The organism is Singulisphaera rosea (assembly GCF_054877945.1).
The window spans coordinates 48,113-62,625 of the sequence record NZ_JBTYIP020000032.1; the positions used below are offsets into that span (position 1 = coordinate 48,113).

A 14,513-nucleotide genomic window follows, 5' to 3' on the forward strand; every position below is an offset into this window, starting at 1 on the left:
TCGGCACTATAACTTGGCTGTATCCTCTCTTGGCGGCTAGCTAAGTTTGACTGATTGCATTGCGTGACCGGATAAGCAACAGTCCTTGCAACAAGGCTGGGATCGACCACGCATCAGTCTACTTCAATTCCAACCTCTCCCACGATCTGTTCTGCATCAAGCCCGTGATGTCCGGATAAGTCTTGTTTATCAGCTTCACGGACCTGCTTCAGAACTGTCGCGTTGAACCACTCTCCGGGATATCCGAATGGCCATCAACGATCCCTGGAAATGGGACGGAGGGGATATCCCTCCTGTCCGCGTGGGAACTCCCGTCGCCGTCTACCGCTATCTCGGCGAGGGCGAAATCGAGGAGCTCCCGACGCTCCGGTGCGTGACGATCCAGCGCCATGAGGGCCCGGACCCCGGCTCGGCCGTTTTCCGCTATGCCTTCGACGAGCGGATCGGTGGGCCGATCACGGTCGAACAGGCCCTCTCGACGGCCTGGAACCTCCCCGGCACGGTGAACGTCGGGGACCGCCTGCTCGTCTCGGCCACCAGGGCCGACGGGCAGAGCGAGTGGATCTTCGACGGATACCCGATGAGCTTCGCCGGCCGTTGGGACGACGAGCTCGAGGGCGTGGCCATCTCCGCGGTCGGGGTCGCCACGCGGGCGTTCGACGCCACCATCCCCGGCCAGCTCATGCGGGGTGCCGACCAGAAGACGGAGGCGGGCAAAGACGTCCAGACCGACCTCGTGGTCCAGTTCAACCCCAAGGGCAAGTCGAACGCGACCCGTGAGGGCGACAGCGGCGACGGGGCGAAGACGTATGCCGTGTTCCTGGACCCGCTCCTCACGAGCCCTCCGGGCGACGATCCTCCCCAGCGGAAGTGGACGCTGCCGATGGCGGCACGCTACCTCTGCTTCGTCATCAACGAGGATGAGGAGTTCGTCACGAACCCCAAAGGCGCGGACCTCGATGCCCTCCTGATGGGGCGGGAGCCGATCGCCGGCGTCACCATGAACCCGAACGACGCCTCGACCTACGCGGCGGCCGACATCGCCGCCACGGACACGCCCCTCACGGGCCAGCGTTGGCCGACGGCGCTCCGCCTGCTGACCCAGGAATATGGGTTCGGCATGTCGTTCGACCTCACCACCGACGGGAGTGGCGAGCCGGTCACGACGCTCCGGATGTTTCATAATCAGGCCGGTGACGTGAAGAGCCTCTACCTCGACGCGAGGGGCGAGGACTTCGACCCCTCTCGCAACAACGTCGGGTCGGCCGACCTCGAGCGGGACATCTCCGACGTCGTTAACACCGTCATCGCCGAGGGTGGGCTCGAGCGATACGAGGTCACCCTCGTGCTCCAGTGTGGGTTCCCCAGCCAGTCGAGCGACGCCACCTCCGCCTCGGCCCTGGCGAAGTTCCGGTCGACCGACCCCGCCTTCGCAACCTCGGACAACTACGACGCCTATCGCCTCTACGTCTTCGACGAGACCGGCGAAGGCCACTACGCTCCGGGGTCGACCACTAAACTCACGGACGTCTCGTCGCTCGACGACGTCTTCGGCGCCCCCGGCGACGACCTCGAGCCCAAATACGTGGTCCGACGCCGGGTCCCAATCGGCGACCTCTTCAGCACCGACCAGTCCGGCAACACGCTCCGCTACCGGGTGGCTGTCTCGACCGACTACACCGGCCCTGCCCCGGGCCTCTGGGTTCCGGGGAGCGAGCACTGGCAACACGTCGAAGGGGGAGTAACCCTCCTGACGGACCGGCTGGGGATCCGGATCACGGTCGACGACCCGAATAAGTGGAACATCGGCAAGAGCTCAGACAGCAACGCCCCGTTCCCCGACGGTGTCGTCAAGGCGGTGGAGTGCCAGGCCAACCCGACCACCGCGAACCCGAAGTTCTTCGTCCGCCTGACCTGCGTCATCGAGGGTGACCAGTGTACGGAGTTCAAGGCGGACCGCAGGCCCTCGAGCCCGATCAACTACCCGATCGAGGAGCGGGTCGACGCCCGCGACCGCCTCGCCACCAGGTGGATCGCCGCGAATTCGGAGTTCAACTCCGACTCCGATCCCCAGAAGATCCAGGACGAGGATGACTTCCTCAAAGCCGAGGCGCTGACGGTCCAGACGGCGAAGGAGGCGGGGGTCTTCGCGGCCGAGATCACGATCCCCTACTTCACCGCCTACTACGAGATCGGCGACCGGATCGACCAGATCGAGGGCCGAGACCTCGGACTCCGCACCGACGGCGGCGGACCTGGCGTGATGCCCGTGTTGCCGGTCGTGGTCGCGAGGCGGTGGGAGCTCGACGGGGACAACCAGGTCACGCACCTCACGCTCTCCGACCGTGGCGTGAACCACCGCCAGATCGCGAAGGGACGGCCCAGGGCCGGCCGCTTCGTGAAGAAGGGCTATCGAGGGGGAGGAGGATCCGTCTCGATCCCCCACAAGCCCCCCTCGGGCATCTCCGACTACGTCCCCCGCTCGGAGCGAGACAACGCATGAGCTACACCGAGGCGGCCCGGCTCCGGATCGACGACCAATCCCAGGTCGACCAGGCGACTCGCTCCGACCAACCCGCCCCCGAGGACAGCCCCTTCGTCGTCTGCGTCACGAGCCACAAGACGACCTACCCTACCACCGCGCAGGTCTTCTATTGGGTCGTTCCCCAGGCCGTCCTCGGAACCGAGACCGAGGGCGGCGCGGCCTCATTCAGCAATGACGGTGGAGGGTTCTTCGCTGCCAACCTCGGTGACTCAGTCCCTCCCGAAGGGACGAAGGTCGAATGCCAGCGTGTCCCCCATCGCTGGATATTCCGATACACAGACTCTTGAACGCGGCATTCCGCACGAGGGACTGGTGCCATACGATCTCGATCGCGTTCGTCGCCAGCGGGTCCGCCCGACGCCTCCATCGCCTACCCGGCCCGGATTGGCCGCCGCCCTGGGATACGTAGCATCAGACGATGCTCAAATTTCAGAGGACCATTTCTTCAATTGGAATCCCGCTGAAATCCTGGGGAACGAGGTCGAGGGCGGCTCATACACGATCTCCCACGACGCCAGCGTCACTCGCCAGGCAGTCATGCTGGGGAACGACTTGTTTTCGCAAGGCGACATGGCGCTCGTCCGATTCGCTGATTACCGCTGGGTAGCAGATGGAAAGGGCAAGCGAAAGCGAGAGAAGAGTTGTGCCGACATCCCATCGACGATCACCTTGTCGGTCTCTGACAACTCCGGACACACCGGCCATTGCCCGACGATGACGCAGCGATCGAGCGGCGTCTGGGTCTCGCGCAACACGTTCACGTCATCGGACTGCTATGGGATCTTGGGGAATCCGCCAAGCCCCCTTGGCCCTGTAGCCGGGGTCTTCACGTTCACCTGTCACGGGAGCACGCCGACTCTCCAGTGGGACGTGGGGCCGCCATGTTACCCCTCAGATCCCGGTGTCAAGATTTGCAACACTTCTACTTTCAATCCCTACTTCAATAGCCTAATGGTTCTCGACTCGGCCTCGTTCGATCCGCTCATGGTCGTCTTCCACGGATGTATCCGCGGCTCGGACCCCGTCCCGACGCACCTGACTTGGACCATCTCGCTATGAAGTGCGAAGGGTGCCCGGTCTCAACCGGTTTGGTGTGCCACGGAGAACACGCCTCTCGGCTTTGCGAGTTGGCCGCAACCAGGTCCGACTATCGGCGTCTCCTGATAGGGCGTGCCAACGAAGGGACCGGACCCGCGATGAGGCCAAAGCCTACTGGCGAGGCGGAGCGACTGAAGATCGTCGGCCGCTGCACGTTCGCCCGGATCCCGTCGTGTGCGTGCCCGGACGTCCAATGCGTCGAAGGCGGGAAGCGACCCGGGCAGAAGGTCTCGATCGCCGTTTGCGAGTCGTGCCTGGAGACCTCGTAAAACGAAAACGCCCGGCCAATCGGCCGGGCGTTTCGCTGGAGCGGGGCTAAAGACGGATCCGACTACTTGGCATCCCTCACGCCGAGCTGCGATTCCGCAAACGGCGTGAAAGTGCTCGTCCCGTCGAAGTTCTCGATGGAACTCGTCGTGATGAGTCCACTCTTGGTGAATATGGTCACCAACATGCGGTCATTGTTCAGCGTTCGTCCGGTCGTATCTCCCGCATGGGGGTAGTTAAGGCTTCCCGCAGGCATGGGGAGTAAGTATGGGACTGGCGTGGTCGCACTTCTGTTGTCCACAGGCGGCACAACGTCTCGCCTGTCGGCAAGCCAGAGATGGAAAAACGGAACATTGAAACTGGCGGGCGTGGAATAGATCGTTTGCGGTACGATTTGGCCGTCCGCGTTTACCAGGATTTCGCAGATCAGACTGTTCGGGTCGATCGGAAGCCCTCGAGATCGCTCCTCCGTGGTGAGGAAGGTAGAAGCATCGATCACGACGCTCCCAGGTAGTTGCGTCTCGCGAGCCCCTTCGACCGGCACGGGGCGTCGCGTGATGGAATAGGGTAGGTCATGCGCCATCTTCTGATAGTTCACGGCGAGCCAAGTCGGCGTCGGATACGTGGTTTCCGTCCCGGGGTCAATCAATGTGGATCCGGAGGTAGCTCCTAGCCACTTCTCGACTTCCCATTCGGAACCGTAGGTGAGGGTGCCGACCGTGAACGGCATAACCTCGTCCACGTGGCCATTGTAGTTTGATGTCGTCACACCCATCACTGTCGAGTTTATGGGATTGTCGTCGATGCCGTTGAACCCTTCGTCTACATATCCATCCTTGTCATCATCTTGACCGTTGACGACGTAAAGGAATTCCGGGTTGTGCGTGGCAATCGAGGTTGCCCCAGAGGTATCGCTGTAGTAATTTCGCAGGAGAGGCGGAGTCGTTCCCGGGGGGCCAACATTCACGAAGAGCTCAGGGTTTTGGCCTGGTACAGTGTTGGGGTTAACCGTGCAGGGGCCGACAATCGTGTAAGTTGCACCGGAATCGTTTATGCGGATTTTCTCACCGACCCGGATGTTCCAGTACCATGATGTCGGGGGGTTAGGGATGGCCGTCGCTCCAACGACATATCCCCCTTGGTAGGGTGATTCCTCAAGCATGAGGACCTTTTGGGGATTCACCGAATCGTTCACGTCGGGGTAAGGGTAAGAGCCGCCCAATTTCTCCGGATAGGCCGGAGGATAGTTCGCGATGGTCGCCCCGAGCGGGGGCATTGGGGCAATTGTGACCTTGCCTTCCGAGTAGTCGCCCGGGATCTCGATATTTATGAGTCGGCTATAGGCAAGCGTATTGGAGCCTGCGGTAGCCCCGGCGCTATAGGGCGGATCGAGCAGCGTAGGGTCCGGGATGAGTCGAATCCCTCGCGGCGAATTCGAGCGGATCGCTGCATCACGAGCTCCGACCAAAGCCGCCTGGAGGATCCGGGCCGCTTCGCTCGTCTGGCGATTACTGACCGCGTTGATCACCGTCGGAAGGACGATGGCCGAGACGATCAGGACGATCGTGATCACGACCAGCAGTTCGACCAGCGTGAAACCTCGCGTCTTGCTTCTGGTACGGAGTTTCCCAATCGAACTCATAGTCGCCTCGCCATGATTTGATCTGGTATTGAATCGCTTCGCGGATCACCTGGAAGGATGAGAGTCGCCGATTCTTCGGCTGCGGTAACCCCCACGCCAGCATTGCAAGCGGAGTGGATAAGCACGCCCCGACTACCATCGCATTCAGGATTCGGTGTCGCCCAATCAGGTCGCGGATCCCGCGGCCTCTGGGTTCCTGGATGCCCTGCTCTCCTCTTTCGTTCCCCTCGCTCATTGTTCGGGTCGCCAAGAGTTGCCCTGGACGGGCAGGAGTGAGCGGAGGTTCAGGCCAATCCCGCATGACCGGCGATTTGGCGCGCACCCCAAGCTGCGAATATACGCCAGCTTAGTCGATTTGTGACGGATCGGCAATTCGTGCGACAAACGAAGGGGAAACTTTGGCGAGATCAGGCCAAGATCTCGAGCGGTTTCAAAGCGGAATCTATCGAAGCGGGGTAGTCAACGTAAGCCGCCTCACCTGGCGTCAGGCTTTTGTGCCGTCCAACGCCCTATGCCGAAGCCGCCGGCGCTACCTGCCACGAAACCTAAGATGAGGTTCAGCACCTTCTCGAGGGCAGCGGATTGCTGGAAGGTGAGAAAAATAAGGCAAAGAAAGGGGATGAGTACAATCGTGGCACCAACGATCCCGGCGGTCAACCACATGCCCCACAATCGCTCGTCATGTTTCCTCTTGTCGGAGCTTTCAGATTGAGTGATGACCGAGGTCATTTGGGCCTCGGTCAGCTTGCCGACGAGCGAGTCTTGGGCGGTTGCTGGTGGGCCAAAGGCTACTTGGACGCCAAGATTGTGGCCGGTCAAGATCGGCGGCTGCGCAGAGACAAGATTGGGAAATGGTGAGACCGGGGAAACTATAGTCGACTCAGACGGTGGCGGAGGAGACACCGTGGCGACTGTTTCCGCGTCCCGAACTCGTTCAATCTCAGAGTCCGGTGGGTCGGTATGAGAGTCGCCGGTCATCAGAACGATCCCGAGTAAAGACTACTGAGTCTCCGGCTGATCTTTCGTAACTGTCGCAAAGCCCCTCTATCGATCTGCTGGCGGACTTGCTCCTCCGCCCAGGCGCGGACGATAGCCCGCTCGATCTGACGCTCATATTCCTGAAGGAACTCAGGCGCGATCTCGATTCCAGCTTGCCGGATTGTACTGACCACTGCCTGGGCCGCTTCACGGCTGTCTGTATACGTTTTCATCGCGATGGCCTTGGGAGTCGGCGATGGGCAAATCGGTTCAATCCATCCCATCGTTTTTTTCCTTCGGTTCCTACCTGCGTTCTCTGTAACAATGTTGACGCGATACGGAAGAAAGTCCAGCGGAAAGACAAAAAGCGTATTTGACACCATTTCCTGTGCCACTGCGGAGACCTGATCGAGATTCCGGGAATGATTCCGCGCGCGATTCCAAAACGGAATCTATTGCGGCATCACGTCGCGCGTATGTATTTTTAAGTGTGCCGCTCGACAGGCGTCGATGAAGACCGCTCTGATCTCCCCGAAGCCGCTACAGGTGAACGATGTCACTACGCTCCTCCAGGGACGCGGATCCCGCGTCATCGACCCATATTCGCGCCTTCTCTCGACACGGTCGCTGTGCGGCCCCTGCTCCGCTCTGCGAGATGGTCAGATTCCATAACGACCTCGGCGGAGATCGCGTCCTGGAATCGGACGTCCTGGTCGCATCGCCCGAGGAATGGCGGAATCTCCCGCAATCCCGCGACGAGCGATGGCAGGCGATCGAGAGAGGTCGGGTCGTGATCGCGCTCCGGTGCCTGGCCTGATCAGCCTTCTCGTCCGGCCGGCCTGCTCCGCGTCGGCCGGTACGGCTCGGGCGTCGGACGCGGCGTCGTCGGCGAAGGCAACCCGACCGGGTTTCCCAGGCCGCGTCGGTACTCGACGCCGACCTCGGAATCTGCGGACGAGCCGGTCGTGCCGAGGATCCGGTTCAAGGCCTCGTGGACCCCGATCCGTCGGATCGCCTCCCAAAGGAGCTGCTCGGCTCCGGACATCTGCTGAACAGGCGGCCACGGAGGGGCCGAGGGAGAGGGCAACGGGGGTGGCGCCGGGGCCGCCTCCCGTGAATTCCTTTCCTCATCGCCGTCGTATTCGTCCCAACTGTCGTCGGCGAGGAATTCCATAGGGACGTCAAAGTATCGGGCTATTGCCAGCATGTCGCTCGGCGTCGGATGGCCCACCCCGTTCGACCACTTCGAGACCCGGCTCTGCGAACGGCCGACGATGGCCGCGAGGTCGTACTGGGTCCGCTGCTTCTTTTCGAGCAGACTCACAAGCTTCTCACCGAACTTCATGGTCGGCTCCGCATACGGTGCGCCACAGGGGACGGCCTCCAACACCTCTGACGCCGTCGCCTTAACCTTCAGGGTACTCATTCGCGACATCGCCGTAATCCTTGTCGTGAATCAGATCCGAAATTATTTCCGAATCGCGATTGAAACCCGGATCTTCAGGCGCTAAAATGATTCCAGATCGGAATCAAAACCTGAATAATCACTCGGGGAACGGTAACTGGGAGGCCAATCCATGCCAGCGGTAAACGGAATCGACCTGCGGGGCTGTCGCAAGACGAAGGAGGCGGCGGACGAATTAGGGATCCCGCGATCCCAGGCGGAGGCGCTCTGGTATCTCAGCGGGACCGAGCGCGTCGACTTCGGTCCGACGAAAGTCTTCGACGCCGAAGGATTCGAGCGGCTTTCGCGGTCCAAGCAGGTGATGCAGGCGGCGGCCAAGATCGGCCCCTTGCAACGCGAACGACTCCAGTCGCTCTGGGATGAGTTCGAACGGCAGGTCCTCGACCTTGCGGCGGCGTCCTAACGCCGCCCCGTCCGTCCAAGATTATACCATCGCCGAAACCCGCGCAAACGTGACTTTGCGGAATTTGATCCCGCATCGATTCCGCGTTTCGATCCCGCATCGATCGGGGAATTATTCGCCATCGCGAAAAGGATCTGCCCATGACCCAGCATCCCGACCTATTCGCGGCCCTCGCCGCGCCGTTCGACCCCAGCGAGGTCAAGGTCCGGTCGCAGAGCGGCCGCCAGCTCAGTTACATCACGGCCAGGACCGTGATGAACCGGCTCGACGAAGTCCTCGGGCCCGAGAACTGGTGGGACCGCTACGTGCCTGGCGAAAACTCGGTCCTCTGCGAGTTGACGATCCGGCTCCCGGACGGATCCACGCTGATGAAGTCCGACGCCGGTGGCTATGCGGGCATGGCCGACTCGGGTGACGACGACAAGTCCGGCTACAGCGACTCGTTCAAGCGCGCCGCGGTGAAGTTCGGGGTCGCCCGCTACCTGTATCGAGACGGGGTGCCGAGCTTCGTCCGCGAACGATACCCGGCCGACGGGCATCCTGAGGCTGCCGAGGCCCACGTGGCGTCGACCTCTCCCCCGCCCCAGGCGAGCCAAGCGACGAGCGGGAAGCCGAACGGCAACGGGAACGGACATCAAACGCCGCCCCGTTCTGGTAAAGCCCTGTTCGCTTGGGTGCGAGACCAGGAGCAACGCCACTCCGTCGGGTTGTTGAAGTACCTCAACGGATGGGCCAAGCTCCAAGAGTTCTCCGGCAGGATGGTCGATTGGGATGCCGAGCAGGTGAGCATCGCCTACGCGGAGGCCAGCCGTAAGCTCTATGCACTCAAAGCGGCGAGCTCCGACTCGATCGACGAAGCTCCCGAGAACTGATCGAACCCCGGACGCCAATGACCGGATCGACGCGGATCCGGGTTTGAGCCGCACCAAGACTTCGCGCAACGGCACGGCGTGACCGGTGCCGGTGCGCGCACATCGACCGGATGGGGGCGCGGGAGCATGGCGGGAAACGAGGGGCGGATCGCCATCGGCCTTTTGAAGGCGATCCTCGCCGAAGTGGGCGGCCACAAGGGCGTTGTCCTCGGGGCCGTCCTCGAGCGGACGGGCCTCCTGGATCCGTCCGCCGAGCGGAAATCCCCTACCCCATGCCAAATCAACTTCACCCGCCTGGCCGAACAGACGGGCCTCAATCGCGCGACCCTCAGCGAGGCGAAGACGATGCTCCTGGAGGCCGGCACCCTCGTCGACACCCCCGACGGTCTCCTCTTGGACGAGAACTACGAAACCGGGTGGAGACGAGCGACTTTCCTCAAGAAGGGGTCCGTCCGGGCGTACTGCGGGGTGTCAGGAAATCCTGACACCCCGGCTGGCGGTGATTCGAAGGTGTCAGGAAAAGCTGACACTTTGCGTGGCCAACTGTCAGGAAGTCCTGACACCCAACCCAGTGCCGAGTCCAAGGTGTCAGGAAAAGCTGACAGTTTGCACCACAAAGTGTCAGGAAAACCTGACACCCCAAACATCGTCGGCTCCCACGTGTCAGGAATTCCTGACACCTCGCCTGATCCACTGTCAGCAAAAGCTGACACCGCCCGGAGTGCCGGGTCGCAGGTGTCAGGAAAAGCTGACACCCCGCCGGAGCGACTGTCAGGATATCCTGACACCTCGACCGCTCCGGACGCCCAGGTGTCGGGAAAAGCTGACCGTTTGCCGGACAAAGTGTCAGGTTATCCTGACACTTCCTCGCGTGTGCCCGCGGGCGCCCGCGAATTAGAATTAACATCACATAATAAAAATGTGATGTTAATTAATTCAAATTCGCGCACGGACACGCCCGCGAGCGAGCCCACGCACGCACGCGAGGCCGACCCGGCGGCCAAGCCCTGCCCTCCCCTGCCCCTGCCGGACGGCCCCTGGGAGATCTGGCCGGGTAATCATCGGCCGACCCCGGAGGAGGTGGCCCAGACGTTCCGGCTCGCCTGGGCCTGTTTCCCGGGCACGTCGATCGCCTACGGGTACTGGGAGCGTCAGCAACACCATTCGACCGTCGCATGGCAGTTCGCCCTCCGGGATAGTGCGAAGCGCAAGCCGGGCCTCGACGCGATCAGCTACGTCGAGCGGGTCGCGATCTCGAACCCCAAGGGCAAGCCTCACCCGTCCCCGCCGAAGCCGTCCCAGAGGCCTGCGGAGAAACCCGCCCCGATCCCGCCGCCACCCGTGCTCACCGAAGCGCAGATACGCCGCTACGCCCGCCAGACGGCCCCGGCCGACCCCTCTCCGCCCGACCCGACGATCGGGAACTATCCCGGCGGCGTCGTGGCCAAACTCCGCGACGAGTCGATCGCCCGCCAAGCGAAGGCGAAGTCCGGCCGCCAGGGAGGGTCTCTAGCGTGACTCTCCCGAGCGGCCAACCTGGGGCCACACGAATCCGGGACGAGGACCTCTCGTTTCGGCTGCCCCCCCACAGCCTCGAGACCGAGAAGGCGACCCTCGGCTCGATCCTCTTCGTGAACGAAGTCCTCCACGAGATCGTCCCGATCCTCTCGCCCGAGGATTTCTACCGGGACACGCACCAGAAAATCTATGCGACGATCCTGGACCTCTACCGCCTCGGCAAGCCGATCGACGGAATCACCCTCTCGGATGAACTGATTCGCCGGGGCGAATATGAGGCGATCGGCGGCGCCGACGCAATCTCGGATCTCTTCTCAAGCACACCCTCGTCGGCAAACGCGAAGTATTACGCCGGCATCGTCCGCCAGAAATCGATCGGCCGCCAGCTCGCCCACGCGGCCCGTACCATCTCCGCCGAGGTCCACTCCGACCAGTACACGGCCGAGGAGTTGCTCGACCGGGCCGAGCGTGCGGTGTTCAACATCGCCGAATCCCAGTCCTCGGAGAGCACGATCCCGGCCAGTGCTGCGGTCTCGCAGGCGATGGCCCGGCTCTGTCGCCGCAATCGGGGACCTTCCGGGGTCTCGACGGGACTCTCGCAGCTCGACGCGCTCACCGACGGATTCCAGCCCGAGCAGCTCGTGATCCTGGCGGCCCGGCCGAGCATGGGCAAGACGCAGATCGCCCTGAATTTCGTGGAGTACACGGCCCTCGCCAGACGCGAGGAAGTCCTCTTCATCAGCCTCGAGATGGGGGCGATCGACATCGGCGAGAGGCTCGCCGTGTCCCGGAGTGGCGTCCCCAACACACTGCTCAAGTCCCCAGACGACATCTCGCCCCACGAATGGGATCGGCTCGTCATCGCCGACGAGGAGCTCTCGAAGGCCCCGATCCTGATAGACGAGTCCCCTGCCCTGACGACGCTCCAGATCCTCGCGCTGGCCAGGCGGGCGAAGTCCCGGGGCGACCTCAAGCTCCTGGTCGTCGACTACCTCCAGTTGATCACGCCGGGCGACGGCGATCGACGCCACGAACAGGTCGCCTATATCAGCCGCGACCTGAAGCGGATCGCCCGCGAGCTCAAGATCCCGGTGGTGTGCCTGTCCCAGCTAAACCGCGCCAGCGAGGGCCGCGAGGACAAGCGGCCGAGGATGGCCGACCTCCGCGAATCGGGCGCCATCGAGCAAGACGCGGACCTCGTCATGCTCCTCCACCGACCGGAATATTACGACCCCATGCAGCTCCCCGGGTTCGCCGAACTGATCGTCGCGAAGAACCGCAACGGCGCCACCGGGACCGTCCCGCTCCGCTTCATCAAGGAGATCGGGCGGTTCGAGGATTGGGTCGGACCCTCGCCGGATCAATTCCCAGCCCCAGGGCCGGAATTCTGAGAATAATTCCAAAACGGGATTGAAACTGGAATTATTTCCGGCAATGATTCCACTATCGGGAATAAAGGACCCGCAAAACTCGCCGGGCGAGGAATCATGCCCACTCTGCTCGATGAGCCGCCCGTCGAATCCAGGCCGATTGCCGATTCGGAACTCTTCGGCGACGACTGGATCTACGATCCAATCTCGCGATGCGGAGTTCACGTCGAAGACGCCCGGAAGGGCTGCCCCTGCGGGTGCAAGAGCGTCCTGTACGTGACCCGGGGCCGAGAGTTCAACCAAAACCACGTCTACTGCGAGCGGTGTTACGGCGACAAGGCGATCCGCCTCGCGAAGCGAGACGACCTCGTCTACGGCCGCCGCACCCGTCCCAGCCGCGAGATCGCGTACTCGAAGTCCGCCGCCGAGGTCGAGCGCCACTGGGCCAGGCTCGCGGCGAAGGCGAAAGGAGCCTCGAACGATGGGCGTTGAGACCGGCATCGAATGGTGCGATCACACATGGAATCCCTGGCGGGGTTGCACCAAGATCAGCCCGGCATGTGATCACTGCTACGCGGCGGACCTGGCCAAGCGGAACCCGCTCGTCCTCGGGGAATGGGGTGACGACGGCACAAGGACGGGCGCGGCCGAGAACTACTGGCATCTCCCCTACAAGTGGGACGCCGCGGCTCGCAAGGCAGGGGTTAGGCGGAAAGTCTTCCTCGCGAGCATGGCCGACATCTTCGAGGACTGGAAAGGATTCATCCTCGACGTTCGTGGACGCATCATCTGGGTCGATACCGTCAACGACCTTTGGTTGGCCGACGATGGGACGCCTGGGTTTGTCTTCGACAAACGACTGCTGAACGCGAACGACCTCCGGACGCGGGCGTTCCGGATCATCCGCGAGACGACCAACCTCGATTACCTGCTCCTGACGAAGCGAACCAAGAATGTCCGCCCGATGGCGTCTGAGGCCCTCGGATGGGACGTCTGGCTCGAAGGCATGCCCTCAAATTGTTGGCTGGGATGCACGGTCGAGTCCCAGGAGTGGGCCTGGCGGATCGACGACATTGTAAAGATTGGTGCCCCGGTCAGCTTCGTCTCGTACGAGCCGGCCCTAGGCCCTATCGATTGGTCGCCCTATCTCGATCAACCCTCGGGCCCCAAGTTCGATTGGCTGATCGCGGGTGGCGAGAGCGGACCGTCGGCCCGGCCCTCGTACATCGAGTGGTTCCGCACGGCCAGGGACAAATGTCTCGCGGCCAACGTTGCTTTCTTCTTCAAGCAATGGGGCGAGTGGATGACTCCCGGCCAAGCGATCCCCTGTATCAGCGACGTGATCAATGATCGACCCGAGATGTTTTTCGACAGCAACGGCCGAGATGTCACGCATGAACCGCTGTTTCATGGCCCAGTGACACTAACCCGTCGCATCGGCAAGAAACACTCGGGTTCGAAGCTCGATGGCCGTACGCACCAACAGTTCCCTGAACCTCGGTGAAGAGGGGCCTCGCCATGTCATCAGCCGAATCGTATCCCAGCCATCAGCTCGAGATCGTCACGAACCTTTATCGGGCCGATCCGAAGGCAAACGCGACGGTCCTCGCGCATCGTTACAGCGAGGCCACCTTCGAGGACATGACACCCGAAAGGATGGCGAAGCTCCTGGCGGCCGTCGTGGTCGCCGAGATGCAGCGAGCGAGCCGGGCCAAGGTCGATGCGAGGCAGAACCCGCCGAAGCCAAAACCACCGACTCCGCCACCGGTCCGGGCCACTCCCCCTGCTCCGCCCGCTCCGAAGGTCCCGACCGTCGTTCCCGAATTCCCCCCGATCCTCGACGAAACCAACCACGGTTTCCGGGGCATCACGAGAAACAAAGGCGAATCCCCCAAGCCCTGGCGATGCCAGCTCTGTCACGGCGGGAAGACGATCACGGGAGGCAGGTACGCGACCGCCATCGAGGCGGCCCGAGGCTATGACGCGCTCGTGATCGCCCACGGCGCCGACCGTTCCAAGCTCAATTTCCCCGACGAAGCCTCACCAACTCAGGAGAGCACGATGTCGATCAAGGCACCGATCCCGCCCGCGCCGATCCAACGCCCCGTCCCCGAAGCGGCCAAGCCCACCCCGGTCGGCGAAAGCCCGATCGCCCAGGAACTCCGTGCGATGGAGGCGGTTTCGTCGGCGATTCAGGGGCTGCCCCAACTCGCGGCGGAGCGGGTGCTCACCTGGGCGGCGCAGGCCCACCGGATCCGGGTGCGAGTGGAGGCTCGTCCGAGTGCCCCCTCCCCCGAGGCCGCCTGAGGACGACGCCTGGCCGATGGCCTGGCTCTTAGCCATCGGCTTCCTTGC

At 62.7% G+C, this 14,513-nt stretch carries 15 protein-coding genes; 11 read left to right on the top strand and 4 right to left on the bottom strand.

Going from position 1 to position 14,513, the window contains the following annotated elements:
- Positions 1 to 247: 247 nt before the first annotated feature.
- From ACYOEI_RS34470 to ACYOEI_RS34480, 3 genes are all read left to right on the top strand, one after another.
- On the top strand, positions 248 to 2,503 hold the full coding sequence (locus tag ACYOEI_RS34470; protein ID WP_462854750.1) for a hypothetical protein: 2,256 nt from the start codon (positions 248 to 250) through the stop codon (positions 2,501 to 2,503).
- The gene (locus ACYOEI_RS34475) at positions 2,500 to 2,832 is read left to right on the top strand and encodes a hypothetical protein (RefSeq protein WP_462854752.1); all 333 of its coding nucleotides are present in this window, start codon (positions 2,500 to 2,502) and stop codon (positions 2,830 to 2,832) included. Before ACYOEI_RS34470 ends, ACYOEI_RS34475 begins: the two co-directional genes overlap by 4 nt.
- Before the next feature lie 909 nt (positions 2,833 to 3,741).
- Entirely contained in the window at positions 3,742 to 3,912 is a 171-nt protein-coding gene (locus ACYOEI_RS34480; RefSeq protein WP_462854753.1) for a hypothetical protein, read from the top strand.
- 62 nt (positions 3,913 to 3,974) lie between these two features.
- Here the strand turns inward: ACYOEI_RS34480 and ACYOEI_RS34485 are convergent, their stop codons facing one another.
- The 3 genes from ACYOEI_RS34485 to ACYOEI_RS34495 form a co-directional block, all read right to left on the bottom strand.
- Positions 3,975 to 5,552 carry a pilus assembly FimT family protein gene (locus ACYOEI_RS34485; RefSeq protein WP_462854754.1) on the bottom strand — a complete coding sequence of 526 codons (1,578 nt, stop codon included), beginning with the start codon at positions 5,550 to 5,552 and terminating at the stop codon, positions 3,975 to 3,977.
- Between the two features lie 474 nt (positions 5,553 to 6,026).
- Complete coding sequence (locus tag ACYOEI_RS34490) at positions 6,027 to 6,281, bottom strand: hypothetical protein (protein WP_462854755.1); 255 nt, start codon at positions 6,279 to 6,281, stop codon at positions 6,027 to 6,029.
- Between the two features lie 248 nt (positions 6,282 to 6,529).
- Positions 6,530 to 6,925, bottom strand: a complete 396-nt coding sequence (locus tag ACYOEI_RS34495; protein ID WP_462854756.1) for a hypothetical protein — start codon at positions 6,923 to 6,925, stop codon at positions 6,530 to 6,532.
- 260 nt (positions 6,926 to 7,185) lie between these two features.
- On the opposite strand from ACYOEI_RS34495, the gene ACYOEI_RS34500 reads away from it, so the two are divergent.
- Positions 7,186 to 7,347, top strand: a complete 162-nt coding sequence (locus ACYOEI_RS34500) for a hypothetical protein (protein WP_462854757.1) — start codon at positions 7,186 to 7,188, stop codon at positions 7,345 to 7,347.
- Here the strand turns inward: ACYOEI_RS34500 and ACYOEI_RS34505 are convergent, their stop codons facing one another.
- Positions 7,348 to 7,965, bottom strand: coding sequence for a helix-turn-helix domain-containing protein (locus ACYOEI_RS34505; RefSeq protein WP_462854759.1), 618 nt, complete (start codon positions 7,963 to 7,965; stop codon positions 7,348 to 7,350).
- A gap of 142 nt (positions 7,966 to 8,107) precedes the next feature.
- On the opposite strand from ACYOEI_RS34505, the gene ACYOEI_RS34510 reads away from it, so the two are divergent.
- The 7 genes from ACYOEI_RS34510 to ACYOEI_RS34540 all read left to right on the top strand — a co-directional run bounded on the left by ACYOEI_RS34510 (position 8,108) and on the right by ACYOEI_RS34540 (position 14,465).
- Positions 8,108 to 8,398, top strand: a complete 291-nt coding sequence (locus tag ACYOEI_RS34510; protein WP_462854761.1) for a hypothetical protein — start codon at positions 8,108 to 8,110, stop codon at positions 8,396 to 8,398.
- A 140-nt stretch (positions 8,399 to 8,538) separates the two neighbouring features.
- Positions 8,539 to 9,270 carry a Rad52/Rad22 family DNA repair protein gene (locus ACYOEI_RS34515; RefSeq protein ID WP_462854763.1) on the top strand — a complete coding sequence of 244 codons (732 nt, stop codon included), beginning with the start codon at positions 8,539 to 8,541 and terminating at the stop codon, positions 9,268 to 9,270.
- Positions 9,271 to 10,194: 924 nt separating this feature from the next.
- Positions 10,195 to 10,788 carry a hypothetical protein gene (locus ACYOEI_RS34520; RefSeq protein WP_462854765.1) on the top strand — a complete coding sequence of 198 codons (594 nt, stop codon included), beginning with the start codon at positions 10,195 to 10,197 and terminating at the stop codon, positions 10,786 to 10,788.
- Positions 10,785 to 12,179: a replicative DNA helicase gene (dnaB, locus tag ACYOEI_RS34525; protein WP_462854766.1), complete on the top strand. Its 1,395-nt coding sequence runs from the start codon at positions 10,785 to 10,787 to the stop codon at positions 12,177 to 12,179. The genes ACYOEI_RS34520 and dnaB overlap by 4 nt, the downstream gene beginning before the upstream one ends.
- A 96-nt stretch (positions 12,180 to 12,275) precedes the next feature.
- The gene (locus ACYOEI_RS34530) at positions 12,276 to 12,650 is read left to right on the top strand and encodes a hypothetical protein (RefSeq protein ID WP_462854767.1); all 375 of its coding nucleotides are present in this window, start codon (positions 12,276 to 12,278) and stop codon (positions 12,648 to 12,650) included.
- On the top strand, positions 12,640 to 13,662 hold the full coding sequence (locus ACYOEI_RS34535) for a DUF5131 family protein (RefSeq protein ID WP_462854768.1): 1,023 nt from the start codon (positions 12,640 to 12,642) through the stop codon (positions 13,660 to 13,662). The genes ACYOEI_RS34530 and ACYOEI_RS34535 overlap by 11 nt, the downstream gene beginning before the upstream one ends.
- A gap of 14 nt (positions 13,663 to 13,676) precedes the next feature.
- A complete protein-coding gene (locus tag ACYOEI_RS34540) occupies positions 13,677 to 14,465 on the top strand; it encodes an AP2/ERF family transcription factor (RefSeq protein ID WP_462854769.1) in 789 nt (262 codons plus the stop codon).
- Positions 14,466 to 14,513: the final 48 nt, after the last annotated feature.

Coding starts and splice junctions, on each gene's coding strand:
- ACYOEI_RS34535 (WP_462854768.1), top strand. CDS start 12,640: ATGGGCGTTGAGACCGGCATCGAATGGTGCGATCACACATGGAATCCC.
- ACYOEI_RS34490 (WP_462854755.1), bottom strand. CDS start 6,281: ATGACCTCGGTCATCACTCAATCTGAAAGCTCCGACAAGAGGAAACAT.
- ACYOEI_RS34530 (WP_462854767.1), top strand. CDS start 12,276: ATGCCCACTCTGCTCGATGAGCCGCCCGTCGAATCCAGGCCGATTGCC.
- ACYOEI_RS34480 (WP_462854753.1), top strand. CDS start 3,742: ATGAGGCCAAAGCCTACTGGCGAGGCGGAGCGACTGAAGATCGTCGGC.
- ACYOEI_RS34520 (WP_462854765.1), top strand. CDS start 10,195: ATGTTAATTAATTCAAATTCGCGCACGGACACGCCCGCGAGCGAGCCC.
- ACYOEI_RS34510 (WP_462854761.1), top strand. CDS start 8,108: ATGCCAGCGGTAAACGGAATCGACCTGCGGGGCTGTCGCAAGACGAAG.
- ACYOEI_RS34540 (WP_462854769.1), top strand. CDS start 13,677: ATGTCATCAGCCGAATCGTATCCCAGCCATCAGCTCGAGATCGTCACG.
- ACYOEI_RS34505 (WP_462854759.1), bottom strand. CDS start 7,965: ATGTCGCGAATGAGTACCCTGAAGGTTAAGGCGACGGCGTCAGAGGTG.
- ACYOEI_RS34485 (WP_462854754.1), bottom strand. CDS start 5,552: ATGAGTTCGATTGGGAAACTCCGTACCAGAAGCAAGACGCGAGGTTTC.
- ACYOEI_RS34500 (WP_462854757.1), top strand. CDS start 7,186: ATGGTCAGATTCCATAACGACCTCGGCGGAGATCGCGTCCTGGAATCG.
- ACYOEI_RS34515 (WP_462854763.1), top strand. CDS start 8,539: ATGACCCAGCATCCCGACCTATTCGCGGCCCTCGCCGCGCCGTTCGAC.
- ACYOEI_RS34475 (WP_462854752.1), top strand. CDS start 2,500: ATGAGCTACACCGAGGCGGCCCGGCTCCGGATCGACGACCAATCCCAG.
- ACYOEI_RS34470 (WP_462854750.1), top strand. CDS start 248: ATGGCCATCAACGATCCCTGGAAATGGGACGGAGGGGATATCCCTCCT.